This is a genomic window from Muribaculum gordoncarteri, assembly GCF_004803695.1.
GTDB classification, from domain to species: domain Bacteria; phylum Bacteroidota; class Bacteroidia; order Bacteroidales; family Muribaculaceae; genus Muribaculum; species Muribaculum gordoncarteri.
In genome coordinates, this window is the sequence record NZ_CP039393.1 from 2440116 (window position 1) to 2461949 (window position 21834).

The 21834-nt window shown below is 52.8% G+C and carries 17 protein-coding genes; 3 read left to right on the forward strand and 14 right to left on the reverse strand.

Features of this window, described 5'->3' with window-relative positions; translation table 11 throughout:
- Positions 1-38 precede the first annotated feature (38 nt).
- Complete coding sequence (locus E7746_RS10820) at positions 39-1469, reverse strand: ATP-binding cassette domain-containing protein (RefSeq protein WP_136410786.1); 1431 nt, start codon at positions 1467-1469, stop codon at positions 39-41.
- Positions 1470-1643: 174 nt separating this feature from the next.
- Between E7746_RS10820 and tyrS the strand changes: the two genes are divergently transcribed.
- Positions 1644-2936, forward strand: coding sequence for a tyrosine--tRNA ligase (gene tyrS / locus E7746_RS10825; protein WP_136410787.1), 1293 nt, complete (start codon positions 1644-1646; stop codon positions 2934-2936).
- A gap of 313 nt (positions 2937-3249) precedes the next feature.
- Here the strand turns inward: tyrS and E7746_RS10835 are convergent, their stop codons facing one another.
- Together E7746_RS10835 and nifJ are read right to left on the reverse strand one after the other, a co-directional pair.
- Positions 3250-3696 carry a DUF6291 domain-containing protein gene (locus E7746_RS10835; RefSeq protein ID WP_136410788.1) on the reverse strand — a complete coding sequence of 149 codons (447 nt, stop codon included), beginning with the start codon at positions 3694-3696 and terminating at the stop codon, positions 3250-3252.
- Between the two features lie 154 nt (positions 3697-3850).
- Complete coding sequence (gene nifJ, locus E7746_RS10840; RefSeq protein ID WP_136410789.1) at positions 3851-7423, reverse strand: pyruvate:ferredoxin (flavodoxin) oxidoreductase; 3573 nt, start codon at positions 7421-7423, stop codon at positions 3851-3853.
- A 334-nt stretch (positions 7424-7757) separates the two neighbouring features.
- On the opposite strand from nifJ, the gene E7746_RS10845 reads away from it, so the two are divergent.
- Complete coding sequence (locus E7746_RS10845; protein ID WP_238337177.1) at positions 7758-8489, forward strand: hypothetical protein; 732 nt, start codon at positions 7758-7760, stop codon at positions 8487-8489.
- A 37-nt stretch (positions 8490-8526) separates the two neighbouring features.
- Here E7746_RS10845 and E7746_RS10850 read toward each other — a convergent pair whose 3' ends face one another.
- From E7746_RS10850 to glpA, 8 genes are all read right to left on the reverse strand, one after another.
- Complete coding sequence (locus E7746_RS10850; RefSeq protein WP_136410791.1) at positions 8527-8910, reverse strand: DUF3037 domain-containing protein; 384 nt, start codon at positions 8908-8910, stop codon at positions 8527-8529.
- Complete coding sequence (locus E7746_RS10855) at positions 8888-9670, reverse strand: HipA family kinase (RefSeq protein WP_136410792.1); 783 nt, start codon at positions 9668-9670, stop codon at positions 8888-8890. The genes E7746_RS10850 and E7746_RS10855 overlap by 23 nt, the downstream gene beginning before the upstream one ends.
- Before the next feature lie 198 nt (positions 9671-9868).
- On the reverse strand, positions 9869-11206 hold the full coding sequence (locus tag E7746_RS10860; protein WP_136410793.1) for a porin: 1338 nt from the start codon (positions 11204-11206) through the stop codon (positions 9869-9871).
- Between the two features lie 33 nt (positions 11207-11239).
- Positions 11240-12718 (reverse strand): glycerophosphodiester phosphodiesterase family protein, encoded by a 1479-nt coding sequence (locus tag E7746_RS10865; protein ID WP_136410794.1) that lies wholly within the window; start codon positions 12716-12718, stop codon positions 11240-11242.
- A gap of 27 nt (positions 12719-12745) precedes the next feature.
- Positions 12746-14140 carry a phosphoglycerate transporter protein PgtP gene (gene pgtP / locus E7746_RS10870; protein ID WP_136410795.1) on the reverse strand — a complete coding sequence of 465 codons (1395 nt, stop codon included), beginning with the start codon at positions 14138-14140 and terminating at the stop codon, positions 12746-12748.
- A gap of 23 nt (positions 14141-14163) precedes the next feature.
- Positions 14164-15438, reverse strand: a complete 1275-nt coding sequence (glpC, locus tag E7746_RS10875; RefSeq protein ID WP_136410796.1) for an anaerobic glycerol-3-phosphate dehydrogenase subunit GlpC — start codon at positions 15436-15438, stop codon at positions 14164-14166.
- 4 nt (positions 15439-15442) lie between these two features.
- Positions 15443-16684 (reverse strand): anaerobic glycerol-3-phosphate dehydrogenase subunit GlpB, encoded by a 1242-nt coding sequence (gene glpB / locus E7746_RS10880; RefSeq protein ID WP_136410797.1) that lies wholly within the window; start codon positions 16682-16684, stop codon positions 15443-15445.
- 12 nt (positions 16685-16696) lie between these two features.
- Positions 16697-18352 carry an anaerobic glycerol-3-phosphate dehydrogenase subunit A gene (gene glpA / locus E7746_RS10885; RefSeq protein ID WP_136410798.1) on the reverse strand — a complete coding sequence of 552 codons (1656 nt, stop codon included), beginning with the start codon at positions 18350-18352 and terminating at the stop codon, positions 16697-16699.
- Between the two features lie 584 nt (positions 18353-18936).
- Here glpA and E7746_RS10890 point away from each other — a divergent pair.
- Positions 18937-19716, forward strand: a complete 780-nt coding sequence (locus tag E7746_RS10890) for a DeoR/GlpR family DNA-binding transcription regulator (protein ID WP_136410799.1) — start codon at positions 18937-18939, stop codon at positions 19714-19716.
- A gap of 9 nt (positions 19717-19725) precedes the next feature.
- Here E7746_RS10890 and E7746_RS10895 read toward each other — a convergent pair whose 3' ends face one another.
- Genes E7746_RS10895 through prmC form a run of 3 tightly spaced genes read right to left on the reverse strand, consistent with a single transcriptional unit; the run spans position 19726 to position 21799 of the window.
- The gene (locus tag E7746_RS10895; protein ID WP_136410800.1) at positions 19726-20424 is read right to left on the reverse strand and encodes a ComF family protein; all 699 of its coding nucleotides are present in this window, start codon (positions 20422-20424) and stop codon (positions 19726-19728) included.
- A 15-nt stretch (positions 20425-20439) separates the two neighbouring features.
- Positions 20440-20931, reverse strand: a complete 492-nt coding sequence (locus tag E7746_RS10900) for a regulatory protein RecX (RefSeq protein WP_136410801.1) — start codon at positions 20929-20931, stop codon at positions 20440-20442.
- Positions 20924-21799: a peptide chain release factor N(5)-glutamine methyltransferase gene (gene prmC / locus E7746_RS10905; protein WP_136410802.1), complete on the reverse strand. Its 876-nt coding sequence runs from the start codon at positions 21797-21799 to the stop codon at positions 20924-20926. The genes E7746_RS10900 and prmC overlap by 8 nt, the downstream gene beginning before the upstream one ends.
- Between the last annotated feature and the right edge of the window lie 35 nt (positions 21800-21834).

Genomic DNA, 21834 nt, shown 5'->3' on the forward strand with positions numbered 1-21834 from the left:
CAGTTTGACAACGATTCAATCTCTCACCCCGCCCGCTTTTATACATTTTTTAACTTTTCAAGAGTCTTGGTGAACGAAACACACTCAGGCACCTCGGGCAGGAAGTGGGTCACATATATCAATGTGGGCGAGTCGCGATGCACAAGCGCGTTGACAACCGCTCTCACGCTGCGCTTGCGTGCGGCATCGAGTCCGTGCAGGGGTTCGTCGAGAATCAGCAGGTCGGGGTGCTTGATGAGCGTGCGTGCAATCAGCACCATCCGCTGCTCACCTGTCGACAATGTGGAGTAACGCCTGTCGGCAAATGACTCGAGATGAAACAGCTCAAGCCAGCGCATAGCGGCTTCATAGTTGGAGGCGTTGGTGCGTCCGAAGCTACCCAGCGTGTTTCCAAGACCCTGAGCAACGACATCGGCCACAGTGCCCTGGTGACGGAAATAGAGGTGCATCTCGGGCGACACATATCCTATGCGGCTCTTTATGTCCCAGATGCTCTCGCCGCTTCCTCGCTTGCGGTCAAAGATAGTGATGTCGTTGGAATAGGCCTGCGGATTGTCGGCATACACAAGGCTGAGCAACACCGACTTTCCGGCACCGTTTGGCCCGGCAAGAGCCCAGCATTCGCCGCGGCGCACGGTCCACGACACATTCTCAAGAATCATGCGTCGGCCATATTTCACATTGCAGCCGCGAAGCTCGAGTGCCACCTCGTAATGCTTTGTCACGCGAGTCGACTTGGGGATGCGCTCAAGGTCGACGGCATAATCCATAAGCGACATGACGCGGTTGCGCACAATCTGCACATCGCCCTCGCGCGTTATCGGCTCGCCTATGCGCATGTCGATCATCGGTATCACCGTGTCGACCACTGCCGGTATCTCGCCGGGATTGCACAACAGCAGCATCACCGAGATGCCTCGCGACGACATGTCGGCTATAGCCTCGTCGAGCAGGTCGCGCGACGCAGCATCAAGACCTATGTAGGGATTGTCCATTATAAGCAGGTCGGGCGACTCAAGCAGCACGTTGACCACAAGGAGCTTGCGCAGCTCGCCGCTCGACAGGAAGTTGACCTTCTTGTCCTCGATTCCCTCAAGGCGCATCCGGCGGCAATAGATGTCCCATTGCGGCATGTCGATGCGTTGTCCCATAAGCTCCCTCACCGTGGGGACTTCATCGTTCATCGTAGCCTCGTGACGCTGCTGGTAGTACTCGACATGAAAACCGCTGAGCGAGTGTATGTCGCCAAACTCGATGAACTTCACCTTCAGGTCGGGACGACACGGACGCACAATGTTGGTGGCAATGTTCCATCCCTTCTCAAGTATTCGCCCGAGCGTCGACTTGCCCGAGCCGTTGGCGCCTATCACCGCAGTCACACCCGACTTCACGGTGACAGGGCAGGGATTGTCAACCGACAACCCCATATAACGCAACTTATCGCTTTCAAGCTTTATCAAGTCATTCATTTCAATGCCTTTTATACCCGGCGGCAATCGCCGCCATTACAATTCAAAATCATAATTGCACAAATTTAAGTTTTTTACGCCAATTACATTGCGCAATGTCATGATAAATGATTAATTTTGCAACTCAAAATCCACTTGATACATTTAGATACAAACTATATTTTTTATCATTCGATGAATTTTATCGACGAACTTAAATGGCGCGGGATGGTACACACCATGATTCCCGGCACCGAAGAACTGCTTGAAAAAGAGCAGGTCACCGCTTACGTGGGTATCGACCCCACTGCCGACTCACTTCACATAGGCCACTTGTGCGGAGTGATGATGCTCCGTCACCTTCAGCGTTGCGGCCACAAACCGCTCGCACTCGTGGGCGGCGCCACCGGCATGATAGGCGACCCTTCGGGCAAGTCGACCGAGCGTAACCTGCTCGACGAAGCCACCCTGCGTCACAATCAGGAATGCATAAAGAAGCAACTCGCAAAGTTCCTTGATTTCGAGTCAGACGCTCCCAACAAGGCCGAGCTCGTCAACAACTACGACTGGATGAAGGACTTCTCGTTCCTCGACTTTGCCCGCATCGTGGGCAAGCACATCACCGTCAACTACATGATGGCGAAAGACTCGGTGCAGAAACGCCTCAACGGTGAGACTCGTGACGGACTTTCATTCACCGAGTTCACCTATCAGCTCCTCCAGGGATACGACTTCCTCCACCTATACGAAACCAAGGGCTGCAAGCTGCAAATGGGTGGCTCTGACCAGTGGGGCAACATCACAACCGGTACCGAGCTTATTCGCCGCACCAACGGCGGTGAGGCTTTCGCGCTGACTTGCCCGCTTATCACAAAGGCTGATGGTGGAAAATTCGGAAAGACCGAGAGCGGCAACGTATGGCTCGATCCCCGATACACTTCACCCTACAAGTTCTACCAGTTCTGGCTCAACGTGTCGGATGCCGATGCCGAGAAATATATCAAGATCTTCACCGAGCTTACCCGCGAAGAGATCGACGAACTTGTTGCCGAGCAGGCCAAGGATCCCGGACAGCGTCCGCTGCAGAAGCGCCTCGCCAAGGAGGTCACCACTATGGTACACTCGGCTGCCGACTACGAAGCCGCTGTGGAGGCATCGCAGATTCTCTTCAGCAACAAGGCCGGCGACATCCTGCGCCGCATCGACGAGGACACACTCCTTGCCGTATTTGAAGGCGTGCCCACATTTGAGATTGCAAAGGCCGACCTCGACGGCTCGGTTAAAATCGTTGACCTGCTTACCGAAAAGGCTGCCGTGTTCCCCAGCAAAGGCGAGTTACGCAAGCTTGCACAGCAGGGAGGCTTCTCCATCAACAAGGAGAAAGTGACTGAAATCAACGAGCCCGCAACTCAAAGTTTGCTCCTCAACGACAAGTATATACTCGTTCAGAAGGGCAAGAAGAACTACTTCCTTTTGATTGCCAAATAACCAAATTTAGCAGCAAAATATTGCATAGGTCGAAAAATCTCCTTACCTTTGCAACGCTTTAGGCCTAACGGCTTGAGCAATAAGGATTGTCTTATGGTGTAATGGTAGCACTGCAGTTTTTGGTTCTGCCTGTCTAGGTTCGAATCCTGGTAAGACAACACCCTCCCAAGGAGCTAAGCAACACGCTTGGCTCCTTGCTTATTTTATGCACCCACGTATTGTAGGGACGCGATACATCGCGTCCACATCAACAACGGGTAATTCACGGGCAACATGGATAATTCAACCTCCGTTCAACATTTATGGGCATTAACTATTTGCGGACGCGATGTATCGCGTCCCTACGTTTGCGGCGGAGCAGCTTGTCAAGCTTGCTTCGGCCGGATTTTTGTTGTTGAATGACAGGCTGTGGCTGAGTGGGTGTCGGTTGAGCAGTTGTCGGCTGCGTGGGTGCCGGCTGCGTGGGTTCTGTGGGGCGTGAAGGTGCGGATTTGGTGGCGGTTTTGCGGGCGCGGGCAAGGCGTCGCAGTTCACGGGCGCGGTAGCGGCGACGGATTGTGGGCATGATGAGCATGAATATGGCGCGGGGCACTCCGGAGGTCACCTCGATTATCGTCAGGTCGCGCTGATAGGCTTCGATTGCGGCGCATATTTCGTCGCGATAGTGTTTAGGCAGACGATCGACTGCATCTTTCCACTCCTGATCAAACTTCAGATTCTTGCCCTTGCGGCTCGATGTTTTGGTTGTTGCGTTTTCCATAATTACTTTTTTCAGCAAATATATTACACCGAAGCCCCGCATTTCACCCCATAATGTCGCGAAGCGCACTTTTTTGTGCAAAAAAACAGGCGGTCGATTCTCTGAAGAACCGACCGCCGTTGTCTATTGGGTCACTCTTTTAAGGAGCGGCTTATTACTTGTTTTCAAGTGTTTCAACTTCCGGGTCAACACCCCACTGCTGCTGAGCAAGGCGACGATAGTTGTTGTAACGCCACTTGGCATTAGCCTTGGCTGCCTGGAAGAGCTCCTGAGCCTCAGCCGGATACTGCTTCATTACTGAAGCGTAGCGCACTTCACCCTTGAGGAAGTCCTCAAATGCATCCCAGTTGGGTTCCTTGCTGTCGAGAGTGAACGGATTCTTGCCCTCAAGCTCGGCTGCGGGGTTGTAGCGCCACAACTGCCAGTAACCGCAAGCTACTGCGTTAGCCTCTTCCTGCTGTGCCTTACCCATACCGGCCTTGATACCGTGGTTGATACAAGGAGCGTAGGCGATGATAAGCGACGGTCCGTCGTAAGCCTCAGCCTCGCGGATAGCCTTGAGGGTCTGAGCCTGGTCGGCACCCATAGCAATCTGAGCTACATATACGTAACCGTAGGTTGTTGCGATAAGACCAAGGTCTTTCTTGCGGATGCGCTTACCTGCTGCGGCAAACTTGGCGATTGCACCGATAGGAGTAGCCTTTGAAGCCTGACCACCGGTATTTGAGTAAACCTCGGTGTCGAGAACGAGGATGTTGACATCCTTGCCCGATGCGATAACGTGGTCAAGACCACCGAAACCTATATCGTAAGAAGCACCGTCACCACCGATTATCCACTGGCTGCGCTTTACGAGGAAGTGCTTGAGTTCAAGAACCTTCTTGCAAGCGTCGCAACCGCAAGCTTCCATCAACGGAACGAGCTTGTCGGCGATTTCGCGGCTCTTGGCAGCGTCGTTCTTCTCATCGAGCCAGTTGGTGGCGAGAGCCTTGATCTCTTCGCTGCATACGGGGCAGTCAAGAACGCCGCGCATAGCTGCGTCAAGACGCTCACGCATCTTCTCGTTGGCGATGTTCATACCAAGACCGAATTCGCAGAAGTCCTCGAAGAGCGAGTTAGCCCATGCGGGACCGCGGCCGTTCTCATCCTTGGTGTAGGGAGTCGAGGGAACAGAACCCGAGTAGATTGAGCTACAACCGGTAGCGTTGGCAACGATTTCACGGTCGCCGAAGAGCTGGGTTATAAGCTTAACGTAGGGAGTTTCACCGCAACCCGAGCAAGCACCCGAGAATTCAAAGAGCGGAGTTGCAAACTGCGAGTTCTTGACATTGGCCTTTACATCAACGAGCGAAGCCTTTGACTTAACGTTGTCAACACAGTAATCCCAGTTCTTCTGGATATCAAGCTGAGTTTCGAGAGGCTTCATTGCGAGAGCCTTCACGCCCTTCTTGCCGGGACATACATCAACGCAGTTGCCGCAACCAAGACAGTCGAGAACATCGACAGCCTGCATGAAGCGCATTCCGGTGAATGTCTTGCCGATTGCAGGTATTGTAGCATCTTCGCCGAAGGGAGCTGCTGCGAGTTCCTCGGGAGTGATGACGAACGGACGGATAGAAGCGTGAGGACAAACGTAGGCACACTTGTTACACTGTATACAGTTGTCCTTGTTCCATTCGGGAACGAATGCGGCAACACCGCGCTTCTCATACTTGGCAGTACCCTGAGCCCAAGTACCGTCAGCATCGTTGATGAATGCCGATACGGGCAGAAGGTCGCCGTCCTGAGCGTTGATGGGGCGAACCACCTTGTTGATGAATTCGGGGTCGTTGTTGGCAACCACTGCATCATCGGGAAGTGATGCCCATGCGGGATCAACATCAAGCTTCTTGTATTCGCCACCGCGGTCAACAGCTGCATAGTTCTTGTCGACAACATCCTGCCCCTTCTTGCCGTAACTCTTTACGATGAACTTCTTCATCTGCTCTACTGCAAGGTCAACGGGGATAACCTCGGTGATGCGGAAGAATGCCGACTGAAGGATGGTGTTGGTGCGGTTGCCAAGACCGATTTCCTGAGCAATGCGGGTTGCATTGATGTAGTAAACGGTGATGTTGTGCTCGGCAAAGTAACGCTTAACCTTGTTGGGAAGATTCTTTGCAAGCTCCTCACCTTCCCAGATGGTGTTGAGAAGGAATGTACCGCCGTCGCGAAGACCGCGAGTCACATCATACATGTGCAGGTAAGCCTGTACGTGACATGCCACGAAGTTAGGAGTGGTCACCAGATAGGTCGAGCGGATGGGCTTGTCGCCGAAACGCAGGTGAGAGCAGGTGAAACCTCCCGACTTCTTGGAGTCGTAAGCGAAGTAAGCCTGGCAATATTTATTGGTGTTGTCACCGATAATCTTAACAGAGTTCTTGTTGGCACCTACAGTACCGTCGGCACCAAGACCGAAGAACTTAGCCTCATAGGTGCTCTTGTCGCCGAGAGCAACCTCAGCCTTCATCGGAAGCGACATGTAAGTAACATCGTCTACGATACCGAGAGAGAAGTTGTTCTTGGGTTCGGGAAGAGCGAGGTTTTCGTAAACCGAAAGTATCTGAGCGGGAGTGGTGTCCTTTGAAGCAAGACCGTAACGGCCGCCTACTATCATAGGCGCGTTCTCAACTCCGTAGTAGCAGTCAACTACATCGAGGTAGAGAGGCTCACCCTTGGCTCCGGGCTCCTTGGTGCGGTCAAGCACGGCGATGCGCTTTGCAGTCTTGGGCACAGCGGCAAGGAAGTGCTTTGCCGAGAAGGGACGATACAAGTGAACCGAAACAAGACCCACCTTCTCACCCTGCTCTACAAGGTAGTCGATGGCTTCCTGAGCGGCCTGTGTAACCGAACCCATGGCAATGATTACGCGCTCAGCGTCGGGTGCTCCGTAGTAGTTGAACAAGCCATACTTGCGTCCGGTGATTTCCGAAATCTTGTTCATGTAATCCTCTACGATTGCGGGCACTGCATCATAGTACTTGTTGCAGGCTTCGCGATGCTGGAAGAATACGTCGCCGTTTTCAGCCATACCGCGTGCTACGGGATTTTCGGGGTTGAGGGCGCGTGAGCGGAAGTCGGCAAGAGCCTCACGGTCGAGAAGCGGAGCGAGATCGTCGGTTTCGAGCATCTCGATCTTCTGGATTTCGTGAGATGTGCGGAATCCGTCAAAGAAGTTGACGAAGGGCACGCGTGACTTTATGGTCGAAAGATGAGCCACACCTGCGAGGTCCATCACTTCCTGTACCGAACCCTCGGCAAGCATTGCGAAACCGGTCTGACGAACCGACATCACATCCTGATGGTCGCCGAAGATGCTAAGAGCGTGAGAAGCCAATGTACGAGCCGACACGTGGAATACGCAAGGCAGCAACTCGCCGGCAATCTTATACATATTGGGAATCATCAACAGCAAGCCCTGCGAAGCAGTGTAAGTTGTTGTCAAGGCACCGGCCTGAAGAGAACCGTGAACCGCACCGGCGGCACCGCCTTCCGACTGCATTTCCTGCACCAAAACGGTTTCACCGAAAATGTTTTTGCGGCCTGCGGCAGCCCATTCATCAACATACTCAGCCATTGTCGACGAAGGAGTGATAGGATAGATCGCGGCAACCTCCGAGAACATGTAGCTCACGTGAGCGGCAGCCTGATTACCATCACAGGTCAAGAATTTCTTTTCTTTACTCATAATCTTGTAATCTATTTTATGAAAAATATGAATATTAAATTACTTAATCGTGTCAACGGAATGATGCAACGAAGCGTCTTTCCGTTTCAGCTTACAAATTTAATGATTAATCGGTTAACCGCCAAAACAATCCCCTATCTTTACGAATTTTTGTATCATAAATGACATAATATAACACCTCGTAACCCCAATCTAACATAGTCCGAGGTCAACGGGACATGACGCATGTTTAAATAAGCCAAAGTGGCGTTAAAAGCGGCAAACGCGTTTTCACGGCACGAAATTTATGCTTACCTTTGCACTCCCGTTACAAAACAATACGATGAAAATCAAAATGCGAATACTCATTTCAGCCATAATAACGATGTGCGCCGCGCTAATGTGCTCGGCCGAAACAGCATCTCCGATAAAAAAAGTGTGGATACTCCCCGAAGTCGACAACGACAGCATCCAATGCATGGCAATCCATGTCGACTTCAATCTTTCAGGAGTCAAGGGAAAGGACATCGAATGTCAGGCAATATTCTACAGCAGCCCCGGAGGCTGGGCGTTGCGTGACGCCAACGACAACTACCGCCTGTCGCCGTCGCTCAACTACGTGGCGGCCCAAAGCATGTTCAAGGCCAAGAAGGACGAATACAACGTGCCCGACCAATCGATTCTGATACCCATCGACGAGCTTCACCTGAAGCCCGGCCGCAAATACCGAATCTACGCAAAGGTGTCGCTCTACTGCAATCCGGGCCGCAACGGTCAGTTTCTCGGCGAGAGCGAGTATGTGCCCATAATCGTCGACTTGAAAAATCCCGACCAGCCTCATGTGATGCAGGATCTCGGCAAGATTCCCACCCCCACACGCACCGTCAAGGGAACCGTAGCCTCACGCAAGGGAGGCTCGTCGCAGGAAATGGCCATGTCGACCTCCGATGCTGTGACACCCACCGAGGACGACAACACATTCACTTCCCACAACAGCAAGGTCAAGAAGAAGCCCATCGACAAGGCTACATTCTGGGTGAAGGAAGAGGTCGACTCGGCTTCTCTTCCCAAGCTTTACATCGAGTAAGGCTCAGTCACAATTAGGAAACGAGGTGTAAGGAGCGTCACTTCACAAGCTCCTCCATAAGCCGTGCAAACGTGGCGTCAAGATTGTCGGTGATGCCCGGATGCGGACGCGATGTCTGCACACACGCGCTCTTCACCGCCGTCAGCCACCTGAAACGCTCTTCAGCCTCCAGCAACGCTATGCTGCCGCCCTCACTGCGTCCCTCCCCTATGAGGGTGAAAGCACTGAGCTGTTGCGCCAATTCATCGCGAGTAAGCTCACAATCGTGCACGGCCATCTTGCGCTCGTCGATCCACAGCTCCACACGCAGCCATCGCCGGCGCTTGCACATCATTATAAGCCCCACATTGATAAACTCCTCACGCTCCACGCGAGGCACATAGCGTATTACCGCGTATTCATACAAGTGCTTGTCGTGCATCTATCGCCTGTTTTAAGAATATGTGAGAATTTTTCAATCGCTCGGTGAGGAAAGTCTTGTAGACACCCCTTATCTCGTCGGGAGTAAGCTCCATGCCGTCCCATTGCAGCCACTCGTCGGGCACAAGGTCAACTATCTCGGCGAGCTTGTCGGGAGTAAGCAGCTCACGACACTCCCGGTCGGCCTCCTCAAGATGTGACGCTTTTCGCAGCAACGCATGCTCCTTTATATAGGGAAACGGCGACAACATGGCCTTCTCCCAGTCGCGCCACGAGTGGTGGAAGTAGAGCGATGCGCCATGGTCGATAAGCCACACCTCGCGATTCCACATCAGCATGTTGGTGTTGCGCACCGTGCGGTCGACATTGGTCAGGAACGCGTCGAGCCACACGATACGCGACGCAAGGTGCTCGTCGACCTGATTCACGACCGGGTCGAGCGTCAACGCTCCCGACAGGAAATGCAGCCCCACATTCAGCCCGCGACTCGCCTGAAGCAGATCTTGAATCTCCTCATCGCCCTCGGTGCGGCCGAAGTCCTCGTCGAGGTCAAGCATGACGAGTTCGGGCACCTTAAGCCGCAGCGCACGCGCCACCTCGCCGCCTATCAGTTCGGCAATCAACGCCTTGGTGCCGTGACCGGCGCCCCTGAATTTCACCACATACTTGAATCCGTCGTCGGCCTCGGCAAGAGCCGGAAGCGAGCCTCCTTCGCGCAATGGCGTCACATAACGCGTGACCTGCTGTCGTCGTAGTTCCATGTCACTGAATTTTGGGATATGCAAATATAACACTTTTACACCTTATCAGGTCGACCGCATATCCTCTAAATAGCACAAAAGCCACGACCGTATAGACCATTTCGGAGTTAAAATACTAAAAAGAGAGGCCGTGTCATGCGACACAGCCTCTCCCGGCAGACTAATTGAAAGATTTCTTTATTGTGTGTTACTTGCTGTTTAGAATGAGAACATGAGGCGACCCTGGATGCAGTTGAAGTTGGAATCGCTCATATACTTGTCACGGTCAAGGTGATTGTAGTTGTACTCAAGCATCACCTGGACAAACTTGTTGAACGAGTAGTTGGCTCCGATAGTGAACGAATGTAGGTTACCGCCGCCTACGCTGAGTGATGTAGCGGGATAGTCGGCAATCACGCCGTTGGGATAGTACTGGTCGCGTCCGGCCGAGTAGTATTCACCGTCAACGAGGTCGTTCAATCCGGTGTAGCTATAACGGGCCACAATCTCAAGCGAGCGTCCGCTAAGACCGCCAAGCAATCCCTCGGCACTATTGTACTTGTAGTCGGGACCGAAAATCTTGTATCCGGCTTCTACATAGGCACCGTTGAAGCTGTTGCTTCCGAGAGGATTTCCGGCCTGCCATGACTCAAGAGTTCCCCATGAGTCGATGGAGCCGAGATTGGCCTCAAACAGTGTCTGGTCGTCGCGCTTCTTGGTGACATGCTTCCACATGTACTCACCGCGGGCAAAGAACTTGGGACTTACATACATCAATTCGGCGTTGATGTTGTAGACATTGTTGGCGTAAGGAAGTATGGCCTGAACAAACTCAGTGGGGTCAACAGCCGTTTCCATGGGAGTGCCGAGAATGAGCACCGTCTTCTTCACATTGTCGACGGTTTCACCCGAGTTGAGATGTCCGTAATGGAATGCAGCACCGATGTGGAAAGCCGTAGTGCCGTCATTTATGGGTCGATAGAGCCATCGTCCGCCCACGGCCACGCCTTGGAATCCCGAAATCTGATTGTTGTAGGGATTCTCGGCAAACACGCCGACATTGGAGTAGAACGGATTGTTGTAGTAGCGGTAGGCAAGTCCGAGCTCACGGCCGGGGCACAGTGCCACGGCAGGCGCCGCACGCGATATGAAGTGATAGCTTCCCATCGAAGTGTTGCGCGACAATCCGAGCGGGTCGTTGAAATAACCGGCCTTGAACGAGCTTATACCGTCGTACTTGTCGGGAGCCAGTGAATACTGCAGGAATATGTTCTTCTGGGTGAACTTGCCGCCCGAGAAGTCAAAGTCGGCATAGAAGTACCAGTCCTGGAATGTCATCGATGTGCGTATACGGGCATCGGTAAGCTTGGCACCCGACTTCATGGGAGTGTAATCGGTGTGATACCACGCTGCATCCATCATCATGCGCGCACCCACCGTGAAGTGGAGGTCCTCTTCCTTATTGTCAATCTTTATTGTGGGATTGGTGTCAAAATCCTGTGCAGCTACCGAGAGTGAACATGCTGCTATCAACGAGAGAAATATTTGTTTTTTCATTTTGATATACGTGTTAGTGAAGTATGTTTAACTTTAGTAGCCAAGTCGTTCAAGAGTTTTAAGAGGATCAGGCACATAAGCGGGAGCATATTCGTTGCCGAACTGCGGGTTGCAGCGGAAGCCGTTTTCGATGAGATAACGCAGTGTCAGCTCCGAGCGGTTGGTGAAAAGACCGTCAAGGTACACAGTCCACAACTTGCCGTTGACCGTAACACCGAGCAAATCGTCAAACTGAGTGGGATTACCGAAGTTGTACTGTCCCATGTACTTACCCATCTGGGCATAGGAGTCAAATGAATAGGGGTGGTTGAGCATTCCCGAGCGGGCGATCAGGTAGGCCTGCCAGGGTGCGTCAAGCTCGCCGTAGTTGTTGGGAGCGCCGGCAATCGACGGGCCAATGATGTGGGCCTTGTATTCGAGAGCCATGTTGATGAAGTCGGCATAACCCTGGGGAGTGTTGAACTTGAGGTCGGTAGCACCCTTGCCTTCCCATAGCAGGAAGCACATAGGAATCTTGCCCTGGAACTCATCGGCCGTGCGGCGCAGCGATTCAAGCGAGAATGTCTGCAGCACTACCTTACCGTTGGAGTTACCCACGTTGACCTTTCCGTCCTTATAGTTAGGCACACCGTCACAAGGCTTGGTGATTATGTTCCATCCAAGACGGTCGAGCTCCTGATATACACGGTGCTCAAAGTCCTTGGGGTTCAGCCATGACTCCTTGAACTCGATGTAGACACCGGGGCGGTTGCCTGTATCCTGGGGGTCGGGCTCGTATTCAAGATGATAGGTGAGGCAATCGTAGGGATTGTTGGCATCCCACTTGCCGGTGATGCTGTATATGCGCTCGCCCTGCGAGTTTCTCTTCAGGATTTTACCCTCGGCAAAAGCGATCTGGTCGGAAAGGGCCGACACATATTGATGCTGTCCCATGGGGTTGGAGGGCGATGCAGGCTCAAAGTTGGGGCGCGCCTGTTCAAGGCTCGACTGGTTGAACCATGTTCCGGCATCAAGAGCAAGAAGCTCGTCATACATATATGACATGGCGTAGTAGGGTCGGAAACTTGCCACATCCTTTTTATAAAGCTCCTCGGCCTCGGCGGCAGTACAGCCGTGGTCCATGTAGAACTGCTTACGGGTCTGCGGCACATACTCACCGTAGACATTCTCGATGTTGGTCGTGCGACACAGGTTTTCATCATGGTTGGCGAGAATCACGCCGTCCTTCGTACACTGGAGGTCCGATTCAAGGTAGTCGGCACCCATCTCTCGGGCCCATCGCCATGCAGCTTCGGTTTCCTCAGGTCCCCAGAATGTAGACCCTCGGTGAGCCATCACTGCATACATGGGCACGTAGTCACGCACCTTTGCCATCTCCTCGGAAATGGTGTTGACTTGTACGCGTGTGGCATCGACATTTTCATTTGTAAAGTCCTGTTCCTCCTGGCATGAAGTGAAGGCCAAAACTGTCAAAGCGGAAACTAAACCGACTTTAATAAAACATTTGCTCATAAACGTGAATTTTGTTATTTGGATAGTTTATTGATTTTTATTTTGCAAGAGATAACGTTCTTCCTTAGCGGTAAACGAGATAAACAAGATGGAGAGAGCACAAGCCGCCAAGAGGAGGACAAAGGTCCAGTCCCAGCCCACACTGCCGGCTACATAACCGATAACTATGTTTGCAAGAATAGCGGTTCCGAAGAAATATCCGAAGAAACCCGTGAGTCCGGCGGCGGTTCCGGCTGCATTCTTTGGTGCAAGGTCAAGAGCCTGAACTCCGATAAGCATAACCGGGCCGTAGATGAAAAATCCGATGCCGATCAACGACAGGGTAACGATAGTGTAATTGTAGGAGAAACGCCAGTAGAGCAGGATGAACACAGCCACGAGAGCCATGAATATTATCGTGGTGATGGCTCGACGGCCCTTGAACACCTTGTCGCTCAACCATCCGCACACGAGCGTGCCGGGAATAGCCGCAAACTCATAGGCGAAGTAAGCCCAACCTGCGTCCTTGATGTCGTAGCCCTGCGAGTCCTTCAGGAACGCCGGAGCCCAGTCGAGGCATCCGTAACGCACCATGTAGACGAATGCGTTGGCAATGGCGATAAACCAGAGCATCTTGTTGTTAAAGACATATTTGAAGAATATCTCCTTGGCGGTAAGCACCTGCTCGTGCTTCTCGCTGTAATTCTTGGGATAGTCGTTGCGATACTTCTCGATCGAAGGCAGTCCGCACGACTGAGGGGTGTCGCGAATGAGTATGTAGGCAAGTATCGCTATGAATATTGCCACAGCTGCCGGGAAGGCATAGGTACCGATAAGGAAGTAGTACTTGGTCTGGCTGCCGTAGAACCATGAGCCGAACCAAATAGCGCCGTACACTGCCATGGGGCCCACGAGTGCGCCGCCAACGTTGTGTGCGCAGTTCCATATCGACATCTTTGTGCCGCGCTCCTTGATTGAGAACCAATGGGTCATGACGCGTCCGCACGGAGGCCAGCCCATTCCATTGAACCATCCTACAAGGAAGTTCAACACTGCCATAAGCGCAATGGCCCACATCTTGTGTTCGGGACCGATAGCAGTCACAGGCACAATCATGAACGCCATTGAAATAGCGGCCAGCACAAGTCCGAGCGGCAGGAATACACGTGCGTTACTTCGGTCGGAAACGCTGCCCATCAAGAATTTAGACAAAGCATAGGCGATTGCGTTCATCGACAATACGATACTAAGTTCTCCGGTTTCAAAGCCGAACGGTGCAAGCTCCGGTATGGCCATGGAAAAGTTCTTTCGCACGATGTAGAAACCCGCATAACCGATGAATATGCCCAAGAACACCTGCCATCGCAGTTTCTTATAGTTAGAATCGACCTTTTCCGCCGGCATTTCAGCCTTATAAGCCGGTGGAGCTAAAAATTTCCACATAATCTATAGTTTTAATTGGTTTGCTATTTTAGATTTACTGAGTTGGCGCGTCGAGTTGCCTCTATGTCAAGGGCATCGGCGATTATGGAAATGGGGTTGGCGACGGGCATTCCGGTCGACATCTCTATCTGCCATTTGCAGGTTTCGCAATCGGTGGCCACGAGGTCGACATGCTCTCCGAGAATCTGGTTGAACAGCGGTCGGCCTATGTCCTGCGAATAGTTGTAGTTCTCCTTCTTGAATCCGTAGGTTCCGGCGATTCCGCAGCAGTTCGACTCAAGAGGCACATAGTCAAGTCCCGGAATCATCTTCAGCAATGAAGTCGAGTATATGGTCCATCCGAGTTTCTCCATGTGACATGGCGTGTGGTAGGCTACCCTCTTTTTATAATCGTCGCGGAACACGAGCTTAGCCTTGCCTGAGTCGATGAGATTGTAGAGGAATCGGGTTGCGAGCATCACCTCGTCGCGCACATCGGCGTTGTCAAGGTCGAGCAAGTGGGGATACTCGTCACGAATCGTGAAGGTGCAGGTGGAGCTTGTGCCTATTACGGTGAGGTTTTCCTCAAGCACGGCACGGCGTATCTGCTCGAGATTTATCTTACCGTCACGCTTGGCCTCGTCGATCAATCGGTTGGAAATCTTTGCAACGCCGCAGCACTTCTCGTCCTCCAGCAGCTTGATGCCGTAGCCTACCGCATTCATCACCGTGACAAGGTCCTTGCCAAGCTGCGGATAGTTGTAGTTTACGTAACATCCGTGGAAATAGGCCACCTGACGGGGATAGCGGCTCTGGTTGAGCCGTGCCTCCTTCTTGAACCATGTCGTGAACTTCTCGGAAGCGTAGGAGGGAAATGTGCGGTGGGCGTCGATGCCGAGAGTGGCATCCATTATCTTTTTCACCGGTTTCAATCCCAGCGTGGCGTTGACTACGGGAGCGACCAGGGTGGCCATGTTGCCCATGAAGTCGGTGTTGGCGAGCATGCGGTCACGCAATCCGGGCGATTTCTTGCTGTACTTGATGCGTGCCGACTGGATTATGTCGCCAATCTTCACATTGGATGGGCACACTACCTCACATCGCTTGCAATTAAGACAGTATTTAAGTGCCTCGTCATAGAAGAAGGGCTTCTTAAGCCTGTAGCGCTCACCGTCGGGGCCGGCCTGCTTCGGACCCGGGAAATCGGGATTGACCGGCGTTACGGGACAATAGACCGTGCAGATGGTACACTTTATACACTGCTCGAAGTTATTGTCGCTTATATTGCTTTTCTGATAGTTAACTGTCGAATCGTCCATAGTGTCATCGGGCTAAAATGTTATCAACAACCTTCATGGAAGTCATCAGCGCAACTCCGGCGCCCGACTCCTCCTTCATCGAATTGCAGCCGCCGAGCACCGCGCCCACGGCATACATGTTGTCAAGAGTCCGGCCATCCTTCATGACGCGGAACTCATCATCGGTCGTCACTCCATACTTCATGTAGGCGTGATCTTTGAAAATATCCTTATGGTACCACTCGCTCCTCGTTGTCGGAGCCTTAATGTCAAGCCCGAATATAGGCTCGTATATCGACACCGGGTTGGCCATGATGCCGTAGCTGAAGAAACTTCCGCTCGCGAGGATGAAGTAGTCGGCCGAAAGCTCCATGTCCCCGAGATTGACCGTAAATATCTTCATCATCCTGTCGCCCTCGGCAACTCCGTTGGTGACGCTGTCGCCAAGCAGATAGGTGCCGCCGAGCTTTTTAAAGTAACGGCGCAGGCGTATCTGCGAACGCATTCCGCCCACCGACATGGGCTGCGTCGACACAAAGTAGAGCGGACGGTCAACCTTCTCGCGCAGAAGCTTGACGGGTTCATCGTCAAAGAGTCCGATGACGGCCGGCATCAGCACCGTGTCGGCATCGCCGGCAAGGCGGTTGACCTCACGGGCCACATCGCCGATGACATCGCCCACGATGACACGCGCTATATTGGCGGCGCGCATCTCGGTTGAGCTCTTGCGCAGGGTTTCGAGCTCAGGCAGCGTAAACGATTTCAGCGAGCAGCTCAAACCGGCTTCCTCAAGCCCCTTGGCAATGAAACTCGGATAGAAATCGAGATAGCCGTTAAAGTTGATTATGGCCACCTTTCCCCATGGAAGATTGTCAGGCTTTCCCACTGTGGCATAGTCGTCGATCGTGAGCCAGGCAGGCTTGAAAGCGCCTATGGGAGTTAGGCGGTAATGATTGCGCTCCTCGCTGCCGTGGGTGTTGATTCCCGCCTCGGCAAAGAGAGGCTTTACACGCTTTACGTAATCGGTTATCGCATCAATGCCCACCTTGCGGTAGGGGTGTGACGCGGGGAGTTTTGCGATTGCCTCCAGGGGACGCTCCACAAAGTTTCCGTCACGCTGCCCGAACAGGCCGAAAGAGCCCGAACTGAAATGCAGCGCGCTGTGTCCCGAAGATACTATGGCGACCTTGCGGCCTGCCTTTGTCAGCAAAATACCGCTCACGAGTCCGCTAAGTCCGCCTCCTATTATTACAATGTCGTACTTCATACGTGATTCATGTTATTGTTCGTCAATCTTATCCTCAGGCTCGGCTATTCGGTCAAGTCCGCACACACCTTCGTAGAGCCACGACATGAGCTGCGCCTCGACAAGCGACTCGCCCCATGCCACGGGGTACATTCCCTTCCAGCGCTCGTTGATGAACGCCGACAGGTCGCGCAACGTGCGGTCGACACACTTGTTGGCCTTAACGAGTATTCCGGCGGCGCGGCAGGCACACAGCTCGCCCTGGCACGTGCCCATTCCCAGTCGTGTGCGACGACGCAGATTTATAAGGTTCTCGACATGAAGCTCGTCGATGGCATATTTTATCTCGCCCACCGAAACCTGTTCACACTCACACACCACAGCCTCGTCCTCCTCGGTTTGATAGGCAATGTGGCTGCTCAGTGTGCCGTGACGCCCTTCGGCGGCCTTCTGGTCGGTGCTGAGCTCTATGATGTGGGCCTTGTGGTGATGCTTGGCCTCGGCCAGGTCGGCTGTTTCCGAACCCGGGAGCGGGGTTTCAGCCGTAACGCACTTCACATCGCGACCAAGCTTGCGGCATGCCATGTCGGTAGCCCACTCGGCCATCAGGCGGTAGGTCATGAGCTTGCCGCCGGTTATGGTTATGAATCCCTCAAGACCGTCACGCGTGGCATGATCAAGACACACGATGCCTCGGCTTATGCTTCGGCCCGACGGGTCGTTGTCGGCGGCCACAAGGGGGCGCACACCGGCATAAGCACGCAGGATGCGCGTATAGGCTATGCTCGGCGCTATCTTTATACCCTCCCTCATGAGTATGTCAACCTCCTCGGGAGTCACTTCCATATTGTCGATTTGATCGTAAGGTATGCGGCTCGAAGTTGTGCCTATGAGCGAAATTGTGTCGCCCGGCACAAGGATGTCGGCATCGGCCGGCTTGCGACAGCGGTTGATCACTACATTGTTGATGCGGTGACCGAAGATGAGCAACGCGCCCTTGGCCGGGAACATGTTGATGCGCACTCCGGCAAGCTCGGCAATGAGGTGTCCCCATATACCGCCGGCGTTTATCACGAGGTCGGAGTAAACGGTCGACTCTTCGCCGGTCTTGTTGTCGCGCAGCTTTACGCCCATCACACGGTTTTGCTCGATGACAAATCCCACTACCTGATTATAGGTCATCACATCGGCTCCGTGACGACGGGCATCAATCACATTGGCAACCGTAAGCCTGAACGGGTCAATGGATCCGTCGGGAACCTTTACCGCTCCTATGAGCCGATGGTTGACAGCCGGCTCTATGCGTATGGCCTCATCGGGATCGATTATCTCGGCGTTGATGCCGGCCTTGTGACATGCCTCCACAAATGTGGCCTGATAGCCAAGGTCGTCATCGGGGAGAGTGATGAACAGTCCTCCGGTATCCTCAACGCAATGTCGGGCGATTTTGCGGAGTATCATGTTCTCCTTTATACACTCAGCGGCCGACTCCGGGTCGGTGACAGCATATCGCGCTCCGCTGTGGAGAAGTCCGTGATTGCGCCCTGTGGCACCTGCGGTAAAGTCAAACCGCTCGACAAGAAGAGTCTTCAACCCTCTTATCGCGCAGTCACGCGCTGTACCGGCTCCGGTGGCACCGCCGCCTATCACGATGACATCGTAATGTTTTTTACCGAGATTATTATCCATGTAACTTTTATGTTTTTTGATTTATATTGAATGCCGCCAGACCGACCTACCAATAGTGCTTCATGGTTAGGAAGGTAACGTTTAACTTTAACTGCATTTTAAAAGTCTTTGTTCATCAATCTCTAAATTTGTATTAATCGACAATCCGGCAAAACGACTAATATTCATTTATTGAGTTTTTCAGCAGATTTATCGATTAAGTTTTGCTTTGAAAGTCTTACTTTCGTTGCAAAAGTAAATACTTTTTTATTTAAAAACAAAAGATTTATCAAAAAGTTCACAAAAATCTTTCAACAGAACAAACATGATACTGCATATCAATGTATTATCCTTATATATTAATTTATTTCGCCATTTTACAACTTTCATATAGAAATAAAATACTTTCATAAACATTTCATTATCCACCAACTCAAAACCAATAAGCATATCATTGCGAAACTTTTAAAGAGAAAAACGCTCTCGCCAAAAAGCGTTGCAAACTTTAGCGAAAAACGGTTACGAAACGCTTATAAATATTGCTAATTCAATAATTTTCACTAAATTTGCGAAACAAAAATCTCCCACAAACTAAACAATCCCCAATGACCAAAGACGAGCGCCACAAGCTTATTATCGATACCTTGATGATGCATGAATCCATCCAAGTATCGGATCTTTCCTTACTCCTCGATGTATCGGCAGTTACGATTCGCAAGGACCTGACCGAGCTCGAGAAACTCAACAAGCTATATCGAAGCCACGGAAGAGCCATCCTCATAAACCCCTACATCAACAACCGCTCGGTAAACGAAAAAGAGAAACTCGCACGCAGCGAAAAAGAGCACATAGGCCGAATGGCGGCTTCGCTGATAACCAAGGACGACTCCATAATAATAGCATCGGGCACCACGGTGCTTGCCTTTGCGCGTTGCATACGCCCCATACACCGGCTTACCGTAATCTCGGCCTCGATTCAGGTGTCGGAGATACTTGCCGCCAACGAGTCGATCGATGTAGTGCAGCTGGGAGGGTCGTTACGCACAAGCAGCCTCTCGGTAGTAGGAAAATACGCCGAGTCGCCCCTTGCCGAGTTTTCATGCAGCAAGCTTTTTCTCGGTGTCGACGGAATAGACCTCGACTTCGGGATAACCACAACCGACATACGCGAGGCCGACCTCAACAAAATCATGATGCACACGGCTCAGAAGACAATCGTGCTTGCCGACTCGTCGAAATTCCGCCGCCGAGGATTCAGCAAAATCGCCAACATGGATGAAATAGACCTGATAATAACCGACGAAGGAATATCGGACAAAATAGCCAACCGCATCGAAGAGCTCGGAATCGAGCTGACAGTGGTGCCTGTGACACAAAAACAATAGAGCTGTCCGTCACGACAGATGCGCCACCCCGAGGGCAAGCACCGACAGCCGCGCCGACGGCTCGACACGGTGTATCGCCTCACAGCAGGCAAGCAGCGTGGCCCCCGTGGTGATGACATCATCGACCACCAATACATGCCGACCCGCCACACTTGCTCCATCGCGCAACTCATACACACTTCCCGCATTAACCCATCGCTGATAGCTGTTACGCGCCGTCTGCGTGGCGTGACCTCTCGACGCCACAAGCGAGTGCGACACCTCAAGTCCCGTGACATCGGCAATGCCCCGCGCTATATAGTCGCTCTGGTTGTATCCGCGACGCATCAGCTTCCACCGGTGAAGAGGCACCGGGACAATCATGTCGATGCCGTCGAAGAATCCGTCACGCGACAGCTCCCTTGCAAACCGTCGCGCTATCTTTCGCGCCACCACGGGGCGTGACGAATACTTGGCCTGATGAATCAGCTTCACATAGGGGCTCTCCTTATAATAATGGAAATATCCGGCGGCACGCTCTATCGCCACCGTGGAGGCCAGGCGTTCATGGAGCAGGTTGAAGTCGTCGCCGTTGGAACTTACACGCGGCAACTGACGCAAACAGTGCAGGCACATCACATCCTCGCCACGGCACAACGAGCGTCCGCACACTTCGCACACCTGCGGATATATCATCCTCAACACCCCGTCGATCCACTTCACATCCATGACTACACATATTAATCATTCATCATCGTCATCATCACAATCGACCGTCCTGAGCGCGTCGCCCACAAGGCCCGGTTCAAAACCTCGCTGAACGCCGAATCGGAAGAGCCGCATACGGTCGTCACGCCCGACAGGCCGCTCCATGCCTCGCGCCTTAGCCCGCAACAGCGACCTCAGGGCAACAAGATAATCCTCCTCGTCGATTTCGTCACGCAACGCCTCATCGGCCACATCACGCGGAATGCGCTTGGAGGCAAGTCCGAGAGCGATCTTGCGCCGACCCCAGCGGCTGAATATGAACTTGTCACGCACATAGGCCCGTGCATAACGCTCGTCATCGACAAACCGCCGCTCGATAAGTCGCTCAACAATGGCCTCGCGCTCGGCGGCAGAGATGCCCCATGTCACAAGCTTGCGGCGCACCTCGCTTCTGCACTGCTCGGAACGGGCGCACAGTGTTTCAAGCCTCACGCGGGCTTCATCGGCGGTAACGGCACGCTTAGCCATCGTCACGCGGTGATTTAGCCTTTACAAACCGCTGACGCCCCTCGGCGTCGGCCCACGACTCCACATCGACAAGTCCCTCGCCCTCCAGCATCGTCACAAGAGTGTCGCGATAGAGCGGATTTATCTCAAAGTAGAGCTCCCCTCCCGCGCGCAACGAGGCCGCGGCATAACGCCCTATCGCCTTGTAGAAGCGCAACGGGTCGTTGTCGGGGACAAAAAGCGCCAAATGCGGCTCATAACGCAACACATTCTGCTCCATGTCACGCTTCTCGTTTTCGGCTATGTAGGGAGGATTGCTTACGATAATGTCCCACAACGGCTCGGCCGGACTCTCCATGGCGAGCGCATCGCCTTGACGAAGCGTCACATTCACCTTCAGCTGCGTGACATTGTCACGTGCGACACCCAACGCAGCCTCCGAAATGTCGATTGCGGTAACATCGGCCCACTTCAGCCCGCGTGCGAGTGCTACGGCGATACACCCCGAACCAGTGCAGACATCCAGCACCGACAGGTCGGAACGATCGCCCCACTCCTTCACTATGCAGTCGACAAGCTCCTGAGTTTCGGGGCGCGGAATAAGCACATCGGGAGTCACCTTTATCTCCAGCCCGCAGAATCGAGCCTTGCCGAATATATACTGGACAGGCTCGTCATTAAGAAGCCTCTCCACAACTTTATCTATCTTCTCCTGCATAAAAGGAGAAATTATGCTATCTTTGTGCAGCACAACATCCACCGGCTCATAGTGCAGCAGCTCCTCGACGACTATGCGCGTCAGAGCCTGAGCCTCGCCGGGAGGATAATGCGCCGACAAGCGGTCACGCACTCCGTCGGCACATTGCTTCAATGTAATGTCAGCTGTCATAACAGTACTATTTTACCAATTACAAATATAAGAAT